Origin of the sequence: Pseudomonas brassicae (assembly GCF_010671725.1) — a bacterium.
GTDB classification, from domain to species: Bacteria; Pseudomonadota; Gammaproteobacteria; order Pseudomonadales; family Pseudomonadaceae; genus Aquipseudomonas; species Aquipseudomonas brassicae.
The window spans coordinates 1-18,306 of the sequence record NZ_JAAHBU010000155.1; the positions used below are offsets into that span (position 1 = coordinate 1).

Annotated in this window: 19 protein-coding genes and 3 pseudogenes; 4 read left to right on the plus strand and 18 right to left on the minus strand. The window is 64.5% G+C overall.

Annotation, left to right across the window (positions count from 1 at the left end; all coding sequences use genetic code 11):
• Positions 1-62: 62 nt before the first annotated feature.
• From G3436_RS12360 to ccmA, 11 genes and pseudogenes are all read right to left on the minus strand, one after another.
• A complete protein-coding gene (locus G3436_RS12360) occupies positions 63-1,001 on the minus strand; it encodes a 2-hydroxyacid dehydrogenase (RefSeq protein WP_163945254.1) in 939 nt (312 codons plus the stop codon).
• Between the two features lie 50 nt (positions 1,002-1,051).
• Positions 1,052-1,462, minus strand: coding sequence for a hypothetical protein (locus tag G3436_RS12365; protein ID WP_163945257.1), 411 nt, complete (start codon positions 1,460-1,462; stop codon positions 1,052-1,054).
• A gap of 11 nt (positions 1,463-1,473) precedes the next feature.
• Positions 1,474-2,669 (minus strand): annotated as a pseudogene (gene ccmI, locus G3436_RS12370) (c-type cytochrome biogenesis protein CcmI).
• Positions 2,662-3,138 (minus strand): cytochrome c-type biogenesis protein, encoded by a 477-nt coding sequence (locus G3436_RS12375; RefSeq protein WP_163945260.1) that lies wholly within the window; start codon positions 3,136-3,138, stop codon positions 2,662-2,664. Before G3436_RS12375 ends, ccmI begins: the two are co-directional and overlap by 8 nt.
• Positions 3,135-3,671 (minus strand): DsbE family thiol:disulfide interchange protein, encoded by a 537-nt coding sequence (locus G3436_RS12380; protein ID WP_163945263.1) that lies wholly within the window; start codon positions 3,669-3,671, stop codon positions 3,135-3,137. The genes G3436_RS12375 and G3436_RS12380 overlap by 4 nt, the downstream gene beginning before the upstream one ends.
• Entirely contained in the window at positions 3,668-5,641 is a 1,974-nt protein-coding gene (locus G3436_RS12385; RefSeq protein WP_338001246.1) for a heme lyase CcmF/NrfE family subunit, read from the minus strand. Before G3436_RS12385 ends, G3436_RS12380 begins: the two co-directional genes overlap by 4 nt.
• A gap of 11 nt (positions 5,642-5,652) precedes the next feature.
• Positions 5,653-6,108, minus strand: a complete 456-nt coding sequence (gene ccmE / locus G3436_RS12390; RefSeq protein ID WP_163945269.1) for a cytochrome c maturation protein CcmE — start codon at positions 6,106-6,108, stop codon at positions 5,653-5,655.
• Positions 6,105-6,281, minus strand: a complete 177-nt coding sequence (gene ccmD, locus G3436_RS12395; RefSeq protein WP_163945271.1) for a heme exporter protein CcmD — start codon at positions 6,279-6,281, stop codon at positions 6,105-6,107. The genes ccmE and ccmD overlap by 4 nt, the downstream gene beginning before the upstream one ends.
• A complete protein-coding gene (locus G3436_RS12400) occupies positions 6,281-7,054 on the minus strand; it encodes a heme ABC transporter permease (RefSeq protein WP_163945274.1) in 774 nt (257 codons plus the stop codon). The genes ccmD and G3436_RS12400 overlap by 1 nt, the downstream gene beginning before the upstream one ends.
• Before the next feature lie 44 nt (positions 7,055-7,098).
• Positions 7,099-7,766: pseudogene (gene ccmB / locus G3436_RS12405) on the minus strand (heme exporter protein CcmB).
• A complete protein-coding gene (gene ccmA / locus G3436_RS12410; RefSeq protein WP_163945277.1) occupies positions 7,763-8,395 on the minus strand; it encodes a cytochrome c biogenesis heme-transporting ATPase CcmA in 633 nt (210 codons plus the stop codon). The pseudogene ccmB and the gene ccmA overlap by 4 nt, the downstream one beginning before the upstream one ends.
• Before the next feature lie 191 nt (positions 8,396-8,586).
• Here ccmA and fliK point away from each other — a divergent pair, with 191 nt between their 5' ends.
• The 4 genes from fliK (at position 8,587) to G3436_RS12425 (ending at position 13,420) form a co-directional block, all read left to right on the plus strand.
• Positions 8,587-10,158, plus strand: a complete 1,572-nt coding sequence (gene fliK, locus G3436_RS12415) for a flagellar hook-length control protein FliK (RefSeq protein ID WP_163945278.1) — start codon at positions 8,587-8,589, stop codon at positions 10,156-10,158.
• The gene (locus tag G3436_RS12420) at positions 10,155-10,490 is read left to right on the plus strand and encodes an EscU/YscU/HrcU family type III secretion system export apparatus switch protein (RefSeq protein WP_163945280.1); all 336 of its coding nucleotides are present in this window, start codon (positions 10,155-10,157) and stop codon (positions 10,488-10,490) included. The genes fliK and G3436_RS12420 overlap by 4 nt, the downstream gene beginning before the upstream one ends.
• Before the next feature lie 144 nt (positions 10,491-10,634).
• Positions 10,635-10,952: a dermonecrotic toxin domain-containing protein gene (locus G3436_RS27570; RefSeq protein ID WP_243667117.1), complete on the plus strand. Its 318-nt coding sequence runs from the start codon at positions 10,635-10,637 to the stop codon at positions 10,950-10,952.
• A complete protein-coding gene (locus tag G3436_RS12425) occupies positions 10,910-13,420 on the plus strand; it encodes a dermonecrotic toxin domain-containing protein (RefSeq protein WP_243667118.1) in 2,511 nt (836 codons plus the stop codon). The genes G3436_RS27570 and G3436_RS12425 overlap by 43 nt, the downstream gene beginning before the upstream one ends.
• Positions 13,421-13,451: 31 nt before the next feature.
• Here the strand turns inward: G3436_RS12425 and G3436_RS12430 are convergent, their stop codons facing one another.
• The 7 genes and pseudogenes from G3436_RS12430 to G3436_RS12460 form a co-directional block, all read right to left on the minus strand.
• Entirely contained in the window at positions 13,452-13,844 is a 393-nt protein-coding gene (locus G3436_RS12430; protein ID WP_163945282.1) for a DUF2802 domain-containing protein, read from the minus strand.
• Between the two features lies 1 nt (position 13,845).
• Entirely contained in the window at positions 13,846-14,325 is a 480-nt protein-coding gene (locus tag G3436_RS12435) for a chemotaxis protein CheW (RefSeq protein ID WP_163945284.1), read from the minus strand.
• Between the two features lie 36 nt (positions 14,326-14,361).
• Entirely contained in the window at positions 14,362-15,279 is a 918-nt protein-coding gene (locus tag G3436_RS12440) for a CheW domain-containing protein (RefSeq protein WP_163945286.1), read from the minus strand.
• Positions 15,279-16,067 carry a ParA family protein gene (locus G3436_RS12445; protein WP_163945288.1) on the minus strand — a complete coding sequence of 263 codons (789 nt, stop codon included), beginning with the start codon at positions 16,065-16,067 and terminating at the stop codon, positions 15,279-15,281. Before G3436_RS12445 ends, G3436_RS12440 begins: the two co-directional genes overlap by 1 nt.
• 43 nt (positions 16,068-16,110) lie before the next feature.
• Positions 16,111-16,998 carry a flagellar motor protein MotD gene (motD, locus tag G3436_RS12450; protein ID WP_163945291.1) on the minus strand — a complete coding sequence of 296 codons (888 nt, stop codon included), beginning with the start codon at positions 16,996-16,998 and terminating at the stop codon, positions 16,111-16,113.
• A 3-nt stretch (positions 16,999-17,001) separates the two neighbouring features.
• Positions 17,002-17,742, minus strand: a complete 741-nt coding sequence (locus G3436_RS12455) for a flagellar motor protein (protein WP_163945294.1) — start codon at positions 17,740-17,742, stop codon at positions 17,002-17,004.
• Positions 17,742-18,306 (minus strand): annotated as a pseudogene (locus G3436_RS12460) (chemotaxis protein CheB); the annotation flags it as partial. The pseudogene G3436_RS12460 and the gene G3436_RS12455, both read right to left, overlap by 1 nt.

Sequence of the window (18,306 nt, forward strand, 5' to 3'; positions counted from 1 at the left end):
TCCCACAGGGACAGCGGTGAACGCTGTGGGAGCTGGCTTGCCAGCGAAGGGACCGGGCCTGCCTACGCGGTCACCGGGGTCAACACCGGCTGCCCGGCAAAGAACGCCTGCAGGTTGCGCACCACCAACTGCACCGTATCGCGCGCCGCCTCTGGCGACTGCCCGGCCACATGCGGGGTCAGTACCACGTTGGGCAACGCCTTGAGCGCCTCGGGCACCGCCGGCTCTGCGTCGAATACATCCAGCCCGGCACCGGCAATGCGCTGCGCCTGCAACGCCTGCACCAGATCGTCGGTCGCCACCACGCTGGCCCGTCCGATATTCACCAGAAAGCCCTGCGGGCCCAGTGCATCCAGCACCGCAGCGTCCACCAGATGGCGCGTGCTCGCCCCGCCAGGGGTGGCCACGATCAGAAAATCGACCGCTGCCGCCAGCGCCAGCGGGCTCTCGCAATAGGTATAGGGCAGGTCATTGCGCGGTCGACGGTTGTGATAGAACACCGGCATGTCAAACCCCTGTGCGGCACGCCGGGCAATCGCCAACCCTGCCGCCCCCAGGCCCAGGATACCCAGGCGCTTGCCACTGATCGACGGGCTGATCACGCGGTGCCACTGCCCCAGCCGGGTGCTCGCGTCGGCACGCGCAATATCGCGCACCACGGCAAACAGCAAGGCCAGTGCATGGTCGGCCACGGCCACGGCATTGGCACCGGCACCATTGGTCACGGGAATACCGCGTGCCGCCGCCGCGGCAAGGTCGACCTCCTCGTAACCGGCGCCGATCACGCAGATGATCTTAAGTTCAGGCAGCGCGGCGATTTCATCGGCATACAGGCCCAGCGGCCCGCGGGTCAGTACCGCGTCGATCGTAGCGCCATGACGGGCAACCGCCTCGGCGCGCAAGGCCGGGGTCTGTGCACGAATCAGGTGAAACCCGGCGTGCTCCAGCAGCGGCAGGTAATCGTCGACCGTCTCTACCAGCACCAGTACCGTGTGTGTCATGCCCTGCTCCCTTTGGCTGCGCGCGAAAGGGGCATTATGCAGACTTGCGCCTACTGCGCGAAAGCCCGGCCCAGACCGCCGGGTACGCCAGAGCTGTCGGTGTCCTGCCAGGGCCCCTCAGGGCTGGTGGCCCAGCTCCAGCCGTTGTTGAAACGGTAGTAGGTGCGCTGGCGATAGAAGGTGTTGGTCTTGCCTTCGAGCACGTACACCCCAAGCCTGGGGTCCCAGTGGCTGGCGCCGCCGGGTGGCGGTGCAAAGCTGGCCGACGTGCGCGGCATAGGCTTGGGTGCCGGCGTGATCATCGGCGTACCTGGCGTGGTCCCCGGTACCGGTTTGATCACCGGCCCGGTGGGCGGCAGCCTCTCGATCGGCGGCACCGTGGGTTCGCTCGGCCGATGCACCGTACACGCACTCAATCCCACGGCCAGGGTGATCAGGGTGAGGCGTGCGATGCTGTTCATAGTGAGGCTCTCTACGGGTCCGGGCTGTCGATGGTCAGGTGCTGCGGCACCACCGTGCTGCTGGCCAGCGGGTTACCAAGGCCGATCCACTCGCCTTTGGTCGGCTGGCCAGCGCGGGAAATGCGCGCAACCAGTTGGACTTCAGGAAAACTCGACAGTTTCATGTTCGGCATCATCGCATCGCTGTCGCTCAGTTGTACCTCGATCGGCAGGTCGGCCACGGTCACGCGCCTGGCCGCCAGCGGCATGGGCGCCCGGAACTGGCCCGGGCGAAGATGAACACGCTGTCGTGCGGCTTGACCTTGTCTTTCAATGCCGGCGCCAGTTCTACCCGTACCGTCAACCTGGCGCCTGCCGGCTCAGCCGCTGCCGGCTTGCCGGCACCGGCCTTGAGGCGCTCGGTAGCACGCTCGATACCGCCCAGCAACGCAGCGCGCGATGCGTCGCCTTCCGGCAACTGGGCAAGCAGCCGGTTCCAGTAGTCGATGGCCTGCTGGTAACGCTCGCCCTCGAATGCGGCAATGCCGAGCAGGCCCAGGCTGGTGACTTCCTTGGGGTCGCCCTTGAGCGCCTCGTCGGTCAGCGCCTGCAACTGCGCCGTCCACTGCTTGCCGTTGGAGAAATACAGCGCCTGGGCCCACTGCCCCAGCAACTCGGGCTGGCGCCCGGCCACGCTCGCTGCACGCTCGAAAATCTTCGCCGCATCGGCCGCACGCTCCTGGGCCATGTAGGCACGGCCGAGGAAGTACAGGCCCTCGGCCGAGTCCGGCTGGGCCTCGACGGCACGCTCCAGGCGCGTGGTCATCTCCTGCACCGACTGCGGCGCCTGGGCGAACTCACGGGTCAGCTCGACCTTGTCGCTGGCACCGAAATGCAGGTACAGCCCCAGCGCCATGACGGGCACCAGCGCCGCCGCCAGCAACGGCAGGGTCTTGCCCAGGCGCGCACTGCGACCAGGCTCGGCATTGTCGGTGTCGGCCAGCAGCTCGCGGGCCGCCTCGTCACGCCCGCGCTGCAGTTGCTCGGCGCTGAGCACACCGGCGTCGCCCTGCACTTGCAACTCGGCCACGCGCTCCTGGTACAGGGCGACGTTCAACGCAGTACGGTCTTCTTCTTGTTGCGCACGACGGCCGCGCAACACCGGGACCAGCAAAAAGCTCAGGGCTACCAGTAACAGCAGGCCTGCAGGAAGCCAGAATTCAGTCATGGGGGCGTTCTTTGTCCAGCAATTTGGCGAGGCGCTCACGCTCCTCGGGGGAAAGGTCGGCGGCACCGGTGGCAGCCTGCCCGCGACGCTTGCGCACGATCAGCGCGAGCATGCCGAAACCACCCAGCAAGAGGATGCCGGGGCCGAACCAGAGCAACCAGGTGCGCGCCGTCAGGGCCGGCTTGTAGCGCACGAAGTCACCATAGCGATCGACCATGAAATCGATGATCTGCTGGTTGTCCTTGCCCTCGCCCAGCATGCGGAAGATCTCGCGGCGCAGGTCGGCGGCAATCGGTGCGTTGGAGTCGGCGATGTCCTGGTTCTGGCACTTGGGGCAGCGCAGTTCCTTGGTCAGCACGTGGTAGCGCTCGCGCTCCGCGTCGTCGGCAAACTGGTAGGTGTCGATCGCGGCGTGCGCCACGCCGGCGATGCTCAGGCCGAGCAGCGCCGCAGCCAGCCAGCGCTTCATTGCCCGGCCTCGTCGAGCAGGCCCTGGTACAGCGGCGCCAGCTGTTCGCGCCACACGGTCTGGTCGACCACGCCGACGAATTTGTGACGGATGATGCCCTTGGCATCGATCATGAACGTCTCCGGCGCGCCATACACGCCCAGGTCCAGCCCGAGGGTGCCCTGCTCGTCACGGATGCCGATCTGGTACGGGTTGTGGAACTCGTTCAGCCACTTGATTGCCGCTGCGTTGTCATCCTTGTAGTTGACCCCGTAGATCACCACGCCCTGCTCGGACAATCTGTTCAGTACCGGGTGCTCGACCTTGCACGACGGGCACCAGGTGGCCCATACGTTGACCAGCGCCGGCTTGCCCAGCAGATCGTCACGGGTCAGGGTCCTGTCGCCCTCCACCGTCGGCAGCGAGAATGCCGGGAACGGCTTGCCGATCATTGCCGAGGGCAACTCGGTGGGGTCCAGGTACAGGCCCCGGTACAGAAACACCGCCACCAGCAGAAACAGCGCCAGCGGCAGCACCATGATCCAACGCTTCATGCAGTTGCTCCCGACATGCCCAGTACTTCACGCACCCGGCTTTTGACCTTGACCCGATACCGACCATCCATTGCCGCCAGCAAACCACCCAGGCCGGTCAGCAGACCACCCAGCCAGATCCAGCGCACGAACGGTTTGACGTGCACGCGCACCGCCCACGCGCCGTTGTCCAGCGACTCGCCCAGGGCGACATACAGGTCGCGGGTGAAGCCGGCGTCGATGCCCGCCTCGGTCATCACCGACTGCTGCACGGTGTACAGGCGTTTTTCCGGGTGCAGCACGCTGATTTCGCGGCCGTCCTGCAGCACGCGCACGGTGCCCTTGTCGGAGGTGAAGTTGGGCCCTTCGAAGTGCTTGGCGCCTTCGAACACGAACTGGTAGCCGCCCAGTTCCATGGATTCGCCCGGCGCCAGGCGCAGGTCGCGTTCGGCGCTGTTGTTGCTCGACAGCACCACGCCCAAGGCGCACACCGCGATACCCAGGTGCGCCACATGCATGCCCCAGTAACTGCGGGTAAGGCTGCGCATGCCCTTGAGCAGGCCTTTGTGACGGGTCTTGTCGAGCAGGTCACGCACACCGGCCAGCAGAATCCACGCCGCGAGGGCGAAGGTGGTCAGTACCTGCCAGTCGAAGTCGTCCACCAGCAGCCCGCCGATCGGTGCCAGTACCGCACTGCCGATCAGCGCCGGGGTGAGCATGCTCACCAGCCATTTTGTCGGGGTGTCCTTCCAGCGCACGATCACGCCCACCGCCATCACCGCCATCAACAACGCCATCAGCGGGATGAACAGCGCATCGAAGTACGGCGGGCCGACCGACAGCTTGGCCCCGGTCAGTGCATCGAGCACCAGCGGGTAGAGGGTGCCGAGCAGGATCATCGAGGCGGCCACCACCAGCACCAGGTTGTTGGCCAGCAGCAGCGTTTCACGCGACCACAGGGCAAACCCGACCTGGCTCTTGACCACCGGGGCGCGCAGGGCGAACAGGGTCAGCGAGCCGCCGACCACGAACAGCAGGAAGATCAGGATGAACACGCCGCGCTCGGGGTCGGAGGCAAACGCGTGCACCGAGGTCAGCACGCCCGAACGCACCAGGAAGGTGCCCAGCAGGCTCAACGAGAAGGCTGCGATCGCCAACAGGACGGTCCAGCTCTTGAACACGCCGCGCTTCTCGGTCACCGCCAGCGAGTGGATCAGTGCGGTGCCCACCAGCCATGGCATGAACGAGGCGTTCTCGACCGGGTCCCAGAACCACCAGCCGCCCCAGCCCAGCTCGTAGTAGGCCCACCACGAGCCCAGGGTGATGCCGATGCCCAGGAATGCCCAGGCAACGATGGTCCACGGCCGTGACCAACGCGCCCAGGCGGCGTCGAGGCGCCCGCCGAGCAAGGCAGCAATGGCAAACGCGAAGGCCACCGAGAAGCCCACGTAGCCCATGTACAGCATCGGCGGGTGCACGATCAGGCCGATATCCTGCAGCAACGGGTTGAGGTCGCGGCCATCGGTCGGCACCTGCGGCAGCAGGCGCTGGAACGGGTTGGAGGTGACGATCAGGAACGACAGAAAGCCCACGCTGATCATGCCCATCACCGCCAGCACACGCGCCAGCATCACCTGCGGCAACTGGCGCGAGAAGATCGACACGGCGAAGGTCCAGCCACCGAGGATCAGCGCCCACAGCAGCAGCGAACCTTCGTGGGCGCCCCACACGGCGCTGAACTTGTAGTACCAGGGCAAGGCGCTGTTGGAGTTGCTGGCCACGTACGCCACCGAGAAGTTGTCGGTCATGAAGGCGTGGGTCAGGCAGGCAAAGGCGAACGCCAGGAAGGCAAACTGCCCCCAGGCGGCAGGGCGGCCCAGGCTCATCCACAGGCTGTCGCCGCGCCAGGCGCCGAGCAGCGGCACGCTGGCCTGCACGCAGGCGAAGCAGATGGCCAGAATCATCGCCAACTGGCCGAGTTCGGGAATGATCAATGCCGCATTCATGGCTTGGCTCCGCCGTCGGCAGCGGCCTGGCCGCTCTCTTTCAAGGCCTTGGTGACCTCGGGCGGCATGTATTTTTCATCGTGCTTGGCCAGCACTTCATCGGCCACCACCACGCCTTCGGCATTGAGCTTGCCGAGGGCGACGATGCCCTGCCCTTCGCGGAACAGGTCGGGCAGGATCCCACGGTAGGTGATCGGCACCGACTTGTTGAAGTCGGTGACCACGAAGCGTACGTCCAGCGAGTCGCCGGAACGTTGCAGGGAGCCGGCCTCGACCATGCCGCCGGCGCGGATACGGGTGTCGAGCGGGGCCTCGCCGTTGGCGATCTGAGTCGGAGTGTAGAACAGGTTGATGTTCTGCTGCAGTGCGCTCAGGGCCAGGCCAACTGCGGCGCCGACGCCAACCAGCAGGCCGAGGATGATGAACAGACGCTTTTTGCGTTGCGGATTCACTTGATGCTCTCCCGGCGCAGACGGCGCGCCTCTTCTTGCAGGTAACGACGCTTGCTCAGCACGGGCGCGGCGACGTTGAGGGCCAGCACCAGCAGGCAGATGCCGTAGGCCGACCAGACGTAAAGGGCGTGATGGCCCATGGCGACAAAGTCGCTGAAGGAGGCAAAGCTCATCAAACGGTCCCCCGACCCAGGTGGTTCAGGACTTCATCCTTGACCCAACTGGCACGCGCTTCGCGCTTGAGCACTTCAAGACGCATGCGCAGCAACAGCACCGTGCCGAAGAAGCAGTAGAAGCCCAGCACGGTCAGCAGCAGCGGCAGCCACATTTCGGCCGGCATCGCCGGTTTCTCGGTGAGGGTGAAGGTGGCGCCCTGGTGCAGGGTGTTCCACCACTCCACCGAATACTTGATGATCGGGATATTGATCACCCCGACAATCGCCAGTACCGCGCAGGCCTTGGCCGCGCTCTCACGATTGCTGATTGCCTGCCCCAGGGCAATCAGACCGAAGTACAGAAACAGCAGGATCAGCATCGACGTTAGTCGTGCATCCCAGACCCACCAACTGCCCCAGGTCGGCTTGCCCCAGATGGCGCCCGTGCTCAGCGCCACCACGGTCATCCAGGCGCCGATGGGCGCGGCGCACTGCAGCGCGACGTCGGCGATCTTCATCTTCCACACCAACCCGACCACGCCGGCTACCGCCAGCATCACGTAGCACGACTGCGCCAGCATGGCGGCGGGGACATGGATGTAGATGATGCGAAAGCTATTGCCCTGCTGGTAGTCCTGCGGGGCGAAGGCCAGGCCCCAGACCACTCCCACCGCGATCAGCAGAAGAGCGGCAATGCTCAGCCACGGCAGCATGCGCCCGCTGATGGCATAGAACCATTTGGGTGAGCCCAGCTTGTGAAACCACGTCCAGCTTATTGCGCTGTTTTTCATCACGGTACATCCAGGGTCTTTGCTGGGCGAAAGCCCAGACCTCATTATTCGCCGACGCTGATCTTCAGGCCAGCCGCTATTGCAAAGGGTGCCAGGGTTACTGCCAGGGCGGTCAGGCTGCCAAGCCAGAGCAGGTAACCGGTCGCCGGCATAGCTTGCAGTGCCGCCTGCAAGGCGCCACTGCCCAGGATCAATACCGGGATATATAACGGCAAAATCAGCAGTGCCAACAACAGCCCGCCGCGCTTCAAGCCCACGGTGAGCGCGCGCCCACGGCCCCCAGCAGGCTCAGTACCGGGGTACCGAGCAACAGCGAGGCCAGCAACACGGGCAGGCACTGCACCGGCAATCCCAGCATCAGCGCCAGCAGCGGCGACAACAATACCAGTGCCAGGCCGGAAAAGGCCCAGTGTGCCAGCACCTTGGCCAACACCAGAAGCGCCAGGGGGTGCGGCGAAAGGACCCACTGTTCGAGGGATCCGTCCTCGAAATCGCTGCGGAACAGGCCGTCCAGCGAGAGCAGCACGGACAAAAGAGCGGCTACCCAGACTAACCCAGGGGACAAGTTTTGCAACAATTGCGTCTCTGGGCCGACCGCCAGCGGGAACAGCGCGATCACGATCGCAAAGAACACCAGCGGGTTGGCCAGCTCCGCAGGGCGGCGGCACAGCAACTGCGCTTCACGGCGCAACAAATGGATGAATACGCTCATGCTGCCCACTGCCCCAGGTCCAGTTCTCGATAACCGGACGGCGTCTGCGTCAGCGTGTGGTGGGTGGTCAGCACGACCATGCCGCCCTGCTCGCAATGCGCCGCCAGGTGGGCTTCGAGCTGGGCCACGCCGTGCTTGTCGAGGGCGGTGAAGGGTTCGTCGAGAATCCACAGCGGCGGGCTCTCCAGGTACAGCCGTGCCAGCGCCACGCGGCGCTGCTGGCCGGCCGACAGGGTATGGCAGGGGACATCCTCGAAGCCGCGCAGGCCGACCTGTGCCAGGGCCTGCCAGATCGCAGCGCGGCTGGCCGGCTGGTGCAAGGCGCACAACCAGGCCAGGTTCTCTTCGGCGCTGAGCACGTCCTTGATGCCGGCGGCATGCCCGATCCACAGCAACACCCTGGCCAGCTCGCTGCCCTGCTCGGCCAGAGGCGTGCCATTGAGGCGGATCTCGCCGCGGGTGGGTCGCATCAACCCGCTCAGCAGGCGCAGCAGGCTGGTCTTGCCGCTGCCGTTGGGGCCGCTGATCTGCAACATGTCACCGGCCGCCAACTGCAGTTCGAGGTGCTCGAAGAGCATTCGCCAGTCACGCTCGCAGGCCAGGCCCACAGCTTCGAGTCGAGGAGTCACAGGTTCGCCTTATTGGTTCGGATGACAGTCTCAAGTCGGCCCCGGCCTTGCCGTTATACTGGACAACGGATCCACGGCCCGGCCGGTCTGATCGGACGCGCCGCTGCAGCGGGCACACCCGCGAAGATCGGGCGGCATTATACATGGCATGTCCTACTGCAAAGAGGGCTATTTCCACAGGTTGTGACGTGATGACAGGCGAAATCAACAGCCTTGGCCCGCAGGCTGCGGCCAATCCCCAGGCGCGCGGCGCGGCCATGACCGGCGAGCTGCTCAAGCTGCTGCAGCCCCAGGTCGCATTGCTGGCGCCGGGTGAAACCGCGCAGGCGCAGGTGTTGTCGTTGCGCCAGGTCGGCCAGGACTTTCAGCTGCTGCTGCAACTGACCCAGAGCAACGGCCGCCAGACAACGCTACAGACCACCGCCAGCCAGCCGTTGCCCCAGGGCAGCGAACTGACCGTCAGCCAGCCCAATGCCAGCAACCTGACCATCACAGTGCAACAGGCCATTGCGCGCAACGTTGCCACCCTCAGCCAACTCGACACGCGCCAACTGCCGGTCGGCACCCTGCTGCAGGGCAAGGTCCTCACGACCCAGGCGCTGCCTCAGGCCACCGGGCAACCAGCGCTGTTCCGCTCACTGGTAAGCTTGCTCAACACCGCCCAGGCCGGCGCCACCCTCAACATCGACAGCCCACGTCCGCTGGCGCTGGGCAGCCTGCTCAGCGCGCGGGTACAGGGTGAGCAGTCGATCAGCTTCGTGCCCCTGAGCGGGCGCCAGGCACAGCTGGCCATTGCCCAGCACCTGAGCACCCAGCAAAGCCGCCAGGCGTCGCTGCAGGGGCTGCTGAGCAATCTGCAGCAGTTGAGTGGTCAGCAACGCCTGCCCGTCGAGGTACGTGCCAGTGTCGATACCCTGCTGGCCAGCTTGCCCGACCTGCGCCAGCTCGGCGATGCCAAGGGGCTTGCCCAGGCACTCAACAACAGTGGCGCGTTTCTGGAAGCCAAGCTGCTTGCCGGCGCACCCGGGGGCCTGGCACCCGACCTCAAGGCGCAGGTCATTCGCCTGGTGGCGCAACTGCTGCCGGGCTTGCCCAGCAGCACGCAATTCAACCCGGCAGCCGCTGCCAGCACCCTGGCTCAGGCGATGCCGGGTATGGTGCGCAACGCCCTGGGCATGCTGGGCCAGGTCAGCCCGCGGCCTGCCCCGGGCAGTTTCCCGCTGCCCTCCCGCTTGCTGCAAAGTGCCGACGGCGAAGGCGATCTGGAGCATCTGCTGCGCCTGGCAGCGGCCGCCATCTCACGCTTGCAGAGCCATCAGCTGGCAGGCCTGGAGCAGACCCGCACCACCGCCGAAGGCAACCTGCAGACCACATGGCAACTGGAAATTCCGGTGCGCAACGGCCAGGAGTTCATGCCGCTGCAGATGAAACTGCAGCGCGAGGAGACGCCAGAGCAACAAGCCGAGCCTGAGCGCGAGCGACGTGACCCGCTGGAAATGCTCTGGCGCGTCGAATTGTCGTTCGACCTGAGCCCGCTGGGGCCGTTGCAGGTACAGGCGCAGATCAGCCAGGGCAATTTGTCGAGCCAGCTCTGGGCAGAGCTGCCGAGTACGGCGCAGTTGATCGACAGCCAGCTCGACAGCTTGCGCGTGCGGCTGGTGGCGCGCGGGTTGAATGTCGGTGAATTGTGCTGCCATCACGGCACGCCACCGCAGGGCCCGCGCACACACCTTGAACAACGCTGGGTGGATGAAAACGCATGAGCCTCAAGACCCCACGCCAGGCCATTGCCCTGACCTATGACGGCCAGCAGGCCCCGACGTTGAGCGCCAAGGGCGACGATGAGCTGGCCGAGGCGATCCTGGCGATCGCCCGCGAACATGAAGTGCCGATCTACGAGAACGCCGAACTGGTGCGCCTGTTGGCGCGCATGGAACTGGGTGACCAGATCCCCGAGGCGTTGTACCTGACCATTGCCGAGATCATTGCCTTCGCCTGGCAGCTCAAGGGCCAGGTACCGGTGGGGTTCGTGGACGACACGCCGCACGAGCGTGACATTACCCCGCAGGGGCTGGGCTTGCCGAGGCCGGATTGACTGGCGCCTCTGCCCCACCACGACCGGGCGTCGAACAACGCTTCAGCTCGCAGGTGAACCGCCACACATAGCTACCACCGCCGCCCTGCCCGTACTGTGAAGCATAGCCAGGCACGACTCCCCGTGCCGACTCAGGTAACCGCCATGACTTCCCGCTTTATCAGCACAGACGGTGTGCAACACATACGCAATTCACTCGAAAACTACCCCAGGCCCGACCAGGCCGCGGCCAACGCAGTACGCCAATGGGCCAGCCTGCAAGGCATCGACCTGGACCCCGACAAGGTCGATGCCGTCACCCTGCATTACCAGTTCAAAGGCCAGCATCCCATCGCCAAGGTCACGCAACGCATGACCTTGACCCAGGCCCTGCTGGCGAACTGGCAAGGCGAGTCAAGCAACGACCTGGTCGCGCCGCCTTGCACCAGCCATGGGCCGGCACGCCCCCACCCTACCCGCTGACCATGGTCGAGCACCTGGACCACAAAGGGCCGTTCGACTACGGCGCCGACTACCTGATCTACAACGGCCTGTACCGCCACACCCACCCACAAACCTACGACGCCCATACACACCTCAGCCTCCCCGCCGAAGCGTTCCAGCGGTTTGTCTGGCACATGGACTTCCAGCATCCCTATAAACAGATGCTCAAGGCCTACTGGAAAACCGGACTACAAACCTACCGCGATGCAGCCAAGGTCAATTTCATCGCCGCGTGCAACAAGCAGGTCAGCGAGGCCAGCCTGAGCGATGCCGGGCGGGTGCTTGCCTGGCAGGTTGCCGGCCTGCAGGCCCCCCCCACCTGGGCCAGTCTGGGGCGCAAGGAGCGCCACATTCCCGTGGTGCAGGTGGCCGCCCTGAACATCTATGGCTATGTGGCCAGCAACCTGCTGTGCCTGAAAAACAACGCCAGCGGCCTTACCCTGCTTTATATCCCCGGCAACAGCTCGCCCCTGCACGAGTTCGCGAGCGAGTCGGCAATGAAGCTGTGGATTGCCCGCCAATGCCAAACCAGCCACACCCGCCAAGCCCTGGAGCAACATTTCGCGCCAGGTGACGAAGCCGACACCCTCGGCTTCAGCGGCCTCAGCACGGCGCTGACCGGCCTTGGCCTGTACCCCGCCTATCATCACTTCGATCCCACTCATCACCCAGGCTTCGCCACCAGCGGCCTGTGGGTACCGCAAGACATCGTCAATTACAAAGCCGCCAGCTACAGCCCGCCCATCGACGGCGATGTGTTCATGGCCATGGCCCGACGCCAGAAGAAACGCACCGATCAGGACGCTGACTTCATCATCAACAGCGACAGCACGATCACCCGGGAAAAGTGGCGTGGCTACTTCAATTCGGCGATCAACACGCTGGGGCCCATCGCCATGGTCGTCCCGGAACTGGCGCCGCTCTTCGCGATTGGCGGGGTCATCGAGTTCGGTACCGGCCTGGACCGCATGCTGCACGGCAAAACCCTCCAGGAACGCGCTGGCGGTTTCGAAGACCAGGTCTGGGGGCTGCTCAATGCCCTGCCGCTGCTGCACCTGGCGGTGCCAGAGAAGCCTGCGCTGTTTCGATTCAAAAGCACCGGCTTTGTCAGCCCCAGCCGGGTCAACGGGCAGCTCGGCTACCCCATGAGCCCAATGCAGCCCCCCCACCTTGCGCCTGTCGAACCGGTGCTCGAAGAAGCCTTCACCCTAGCCGACAGTGTCGCCCCGGTGATCGACGCCGACCCTGCGCTGGCGCAAGCCGTGGTGCGGGTACCCAATTACAAAGGCGAGCGCGACCTGCTGCAGGCCCAGGTCAACGGCTACAACGCCAACCTGTACTACGACATCGAGGCCGACGCCTTCGTCAGCAGCGAAAGCCTCAATGAGATCGACCCGCCCTACCTGGTAGCCCCCGAGCCCGGCCAACGAAACATGCTCAGGCTGAACGCCGCCGAGCGTTCGGTCAGCGACGCCCAGCGGATGCGTACACTGCGCGCGCTGGGCGTAGAGCTTGAACTACCGGTGAACTTCGATGGCATGCTGGCGCCCCAGGTAACGCCCATCCCAAAGCGAATTTCTTGCATTTGGGTCGGGGATCAGGTGATCAAACCCGAGCTTCTGGAAAACCTGGGACGCAACGCCCAATTGCTCAAGCGCAGTCAATATAGCTACCGGCTGTTTCTATCGAATGCCTCGCCTGAGGCCTACGCGCGCAATGTGGAGCTGCTGGGCACCCATGCCCCGACGCTGGAAATCATCCCGCTGGAGCCGCACCCGCTCTACAAGGAGTTCGAGAACAGCCCTTATTTTGCCCAGTACCAGGCCGCCATCGATGGCAACGGCGGCGTCGCGACAAACTATTCGTCGGCATCGGACGTACTGCGCTATCGCTTGCTCAAGCATCAAGGCGGAATCTACATGGATGTGGATGACAGCCTGCTGGGCCCCGACCAGATCACGGCCATGGGCAGCAACGCGGAACCTATCGACGAGGTTGCGCTACACACCAGCGACGACGGGCTGATCCTGTCGATACCGGTGTCCAACGAGATGCTGGGCATGACTATCCGCTACAACGGCAGCATGATCGGCAGCCATGTCGGCAACCCTACGCTGGACGTCATTTCGGACCTGATGCGCCAACGCTTCGAGGCGCGCCCAGACTTCTACAACAGCCGCCCGAGCATTCACGAAGACCCCCTGGGGTTTATGGCCTATGCTGGCCAACTGAACCACATGACCGGGCCTGGCGTGCTCAACGATGCCATTGAAACCGCATTGCCCGCGCTGAAGCAGTTTCGCGAAGTGTGGAATTTTGGCGCACTGCCGGTGCTCAACGCACAGACGGTCGTGGATGACCAACTGTTTCGCACGGTTTATCGACAACTCACGCCGCTCAGCCGCTTCGCCAAGATCGGCAGCACCCTGAGCTGGGCGCATACCTGAACCGCAAACGGGCGGCGCTCGCCGCCGCCCTTCAGCCGCGGTGCAACTTGCTCATCAGCTCGGCCTCGGCCTGGGTCAGGCCGCAGGACTGGGTCAATTCGTCGACACTGGCGCCCATGCCCACCAGCCGCGCCGCCTGGGCAAACGACAGGCTGTTGGGGTCGCGCTGTTCCAGTTGCAGCAGCTTGTCCGGCAGCGGCGCCACCACGGCGCGCAGCTCATGCAGCGCGTCGCCCATGCGCACGGTGCCGTTCTGGTAATCGTCCAGGCGCTTGGCCAGGTCCTTGATGCGCTGATCGCGCAGCGCATCGCCCTGGGCCTGCTGCGATGCCAGCTCGCGCTGGCGCTTGCTGTAGCCATAGAACAACCAGAGGCTCACGGCCCAGACCAGCGCCAGAAATATGACTGCAACCTCGAGAATCAACTCAGATGTTCTCCAGCTCGGACCACTCTTCCTCGGTCATCATCTTGTCCAGCTCGACCAGGATCAGCAGTTCGTTGTTCTTGTTGCACACGCCCTGAATGAACTTGGCCGATTCCTCGTTGCCGACATTCGGTGCGGTTTCGATCTCCGACTGACGCAGGTACACCACTTCAGCAACACTATCGACCAGAATGCCGACCACCTGCTTGTCTGCCTCGATGATCACGATACGGCTGTTGTCGGTGATTTCGCTGGACAGCAGGCCGAAGCGCTGGCGCGTATCGATCACGGTGACCACGTTGCCGCGCAGGTTGATGATGCCCAGCACGTAGCTTGGCGCACCCGGTACCGGGGCAATCTCGGTGTAACGCAGCACTTCCTGGACCTGCATCACGTTGATGCCATAAGACTCGTTGTCCAGCTTGAACGTCACCCACTGCAGGATTGGATCGTCGGAACCCTGCGCCGTCATGTTTTTCATTCCCCTAACCCTCAAAAGCCGCTTTCGGCGGTGTGCTCAGTGCGGTCGCGGCAGATGCGACCGATTATTTATGCGTGCTGTGCAACTGCTTGACGGCGCGCTGGCAATCAGTTCGGCCAGTTCGGCAACGTCCAGCAGCGCACACATGTGTTCAATCACGGTCCCGGCCAACCAGGGCCGCTGGCCACGCTGGGTTCGCCATTTGATCTCGCTCGGGTCCAGGCGCAACGAGCGGCTGACCTGATGCACCGCCAGCCCCCACTCGTAACCCTGTACCGAAATCACGTATTGCAGGCCCTGGCGCAAGTCATCGCGATAACGGTCGGGCATCACCCAACGCGCGGTGTCCAGCACCTTGAGGTTGCCTGCCTGGCTGCGCAAGATGCCGAGGAACCAGTCGGGCTGGCCGAACAGCGGCGTCAGTTCCTGCCCGGCCAGCGAGTAGATCGACCCCAGGCACACCAGCGGCACGGCCAGGGTGAGGCCCGCCACATCGAACAGCAGGCATTCGAACGGCTCGGCGGCCCAGGCCGGGCGACCATCCCCGGTGAGCGGCGGCACCGGCTGGTCTGGACCTGCCGGCAGGTGCACATCAACCAGTGGCTCGACCGGCGCCGGCGGCATTGCCGGGGTGAGCTCGCGTGCTTCGACGACGCTGGTCACCTCGACGATCAGCGGCGGCGCGGTGACCGGCATGACCAGCCGAGGCGGTTCGGCGAATACCGGCGCGGGTGCCTTGAGGCGGGCGTCGCGGGCCTGTTCTTCAAGCACTGCCGCCTGGAACTCGTCGAGCACCGCAGGCGCTTCGGCTACCACCGCTACCGGCTCGGTGACACGGACAACGGCAACCGGTGCAGGCGCCTCGAATTCTTCGGTGGCCTCCTGCAACAAGCCGTCCAGGTAGGACTGCAAGGCAAGTTGAGGCTTGGTGGCGACTTGCTGAGGGCGATTCATCACGCCACCTGCGCAACAGCAGTCTGCGTCAGCAGATGCTTGAGCAAGGCCCGATAGGCCACCACACCACGGCTCTTGCCGTCGAACTGCGACGGCGTCAGGCCGGCGCGGCTGGCATCGCGCAAGCGCGTGTCGACCGGGATGTAGCCTTGCCAGATGGATTCGGGGTAGGCATCGCGCAGCACCCTCAAGGTGCCCATGGAGGCCTGGGTACGGCGGTCGAACAGGGTCGGCACGATGTTGTAGGGCAACGCCTGCTTGCGCGAACGATTGACCATCGCCAGGGTGCTGACCATACGCTCCAGGCCCTTGACTGCCAGGTACTCGGTCTGCACCGGAATCACCAGTTGCTGGCTTGCCGCCAAGGCATTGACCATCAGCACGCCAAGCAATGGCGGGCTGTCGATGATGGCGTAGTCGAAGTCCTGCCACAGCTGCGCCAGGCTCTTGGCGATGACCAGCCCCAGGCCACTCTGGCCCGGCGACTGGCGCTCGAGCACGGCCAGTGCGGTACTCGACGGCAGCAACGAGATCTTCTCGTCGCTGGTCGGCAGCAGCAGTTGGCCCGGCAGCCCTTCGGGCACCGTGCCCTTGTGCAGGAACAGGTCGTAGCTGCTGTGCTCCAGCGTGTCGGGGTTATGGCCGAAGTAGCTGGTCATGGAGCCGTGCGGGTCGAGGTCGACAACGACCACGCGCTTGCCCGCCTCGGCCAGCAAGCCGGCCAGGGCGATGGATGTGGTGGTCTTGCCGACACCACCTTTTTGATTGGCTACTGCCCACACTCTCATTGCGCTGCTTCCTCCCGGTCGGGTCGGACCCTGCCGGGATCGATTAAAAGGTCGACGACGGGGAATTGACGGGATTGCGCCCTGACGTCGGTGCTACGGCTGGCGGTGCAGTTTGTGTGCCAGCCCGCTTCATCGCCGCATCCGGCGTGGCATTGGCGCTGCCGGTGGCGGTCAGGCTGCGACGCACCTCCAGGTTGCGCGAGATCACCAGCACCACCCGACGATTCTGCGCGCGCCCTTCGGCGCTGGTGTTGCTGGCAATCGGCTGGAACTCGCCGTAGCCCACCGACGCCATGCGTGCCGGGTTCACCCCTTCCATGGCCAGCAGGCGCACGATGCTCGCGGCACGCGCCGACGACAACTCCCAGTTGGTCGGGTACTGCGCGGTGCGAATCGGCTGGTCGTCGGTGAAGCCCTCGACGTGCACCGGATTGGCGAACGGCTTGAGGATGTTGGCGACCTTCTCGATGATGTTGAACGCCTTGTCGCTGGGCATGGCATCGCCACTGCCGAACAGCAACGAGGAATTGAGCTCGATCTCGATCCACAGCTCGTTGCCGCGCACCGTCATCTGGTCGGACTTGATCAGATCGCCAAAGGCATCGCGCACATCATTGGCAATGGTCTGCAGCGGGTCACTGGAGGTTTGCGCAAGGCCGGCATCGACCTGTTCGCTGTCCTTGATCAGCGGTTCGGCGGGCTTGACGCTGAGCGGGCGTTCGTCACCGATCGGAATCGGCCGCATGCTGCGCTCGGGGTCGTTGAACACGCCGATCAGGGCCTGCGAAATGACTTTGTACTTGCCCTCGTTGATCGAGGAAATCGAATACATGACCACGAAGAAGGCGAACAGCAAGGTGATGAAGTCGGCATACGACACCAGCCAGCGTTCGTGGTTTTCATGTTCCTCGGGGGGGCGACGACGGGCCATGGCTTACTCCATGAAGCCCTGAAGCTTCAGTTCGATCGAACGTGGATTCTCGCCTTCGGCAATCGACAACAAGCCTTCCAGGAGCATTTCGCGGTAGCGCGACTGACGCAGTGCCAGCGCCTTGAGCTTGTTGGCGACAGGCAACAGGATCAGGTTGGCACTGGCCACGCCGTAGATGGTGGCAACAAAGGCCACGGCAATGCCGCTGCCCAACTGCGACGGGTCGGCCAGGTTGCCCATCACGTGGATCAGGCCCATCACGGCGCCGATGATGCCGATGGTCGGCGCGTAGCCGCCCATGCTTTCGAAGACTTTGGCCGCCTGGATATCACGGCTTTCCTGGGTGTAGAAATCCACTTCCAGGATGCTGCGGATGGCTTCCGGCTCGGCACCGTCGACCAGCAGTTGCAGGCCCTTGCGGGCATACGGGTCGGGCTCGGCATCGGCCACGCCTTCAAGGCCCAGCAGGCCTTCCTTGCGCGCGGTGAGGCTCCAGTTGACCACGCGATCGATACCACCGGCCAGGTCCACACGTGGCGGAAAGAGGATCCAGCGCACGATCTGCAACGCCCGCTTGAATGCACTCATGGGCGACTGCAACAGCGAGGCGGCCAGGGTCCCGCCGATCACGATCAAGGCAGCCGGGCCGTTGAGCAACGCCGACAGGTGACCACCTTCGAGGTAGTTGCCGCCGACGATGGCCACGAATGCCAGGATAATCCCGATCAGGCTCAAGACATCCATCAGATGCACGCCTCCACCAGATGCCGGCCAATATCGTCCAGGCCATACACCGCATCCGCCAGGTTGGCCTTGGCAATGGCCATCGGCATGCCATAGATCACACAGCTGGCTTCATCCTGCGCCCACACCTGGCTACCGCCCTGCTTGAGCAGGCGTGCACCTTCACGGCCATCGGCGCCCATGCCGGTCAGCACCACTGCCAGCACCTTGTCACCGTATGACTTGGCCGCCGAACCGAAGGTGATGTCCACGCAAGGCTTGTAGTTCAGGCGCTCGTCGCCCGGCAGGATCTTCACCGTGCCGCGCCCGTCCACCATCATCTGCTTGCCGCCAGGCGCCAACAGTGCCAGGCCTGGACGCAGTACATCACCATCCTCGGCTTCCTTGACGCTGATCTTGCACAGCTTGTCGAGCGCTCGGCAAAGGCCTTGGTAAAGGCAGCCGGCATGTGCTGGATCAGCACGATCGGCGCCGGGAAGTTGGCTGGCAACTGGGTCAGCACGCGCTGCAGCGCCACCGGACCACCGGTGGAGGTGCCGATTGCCAGCAGCTTGTAGGCCTTGC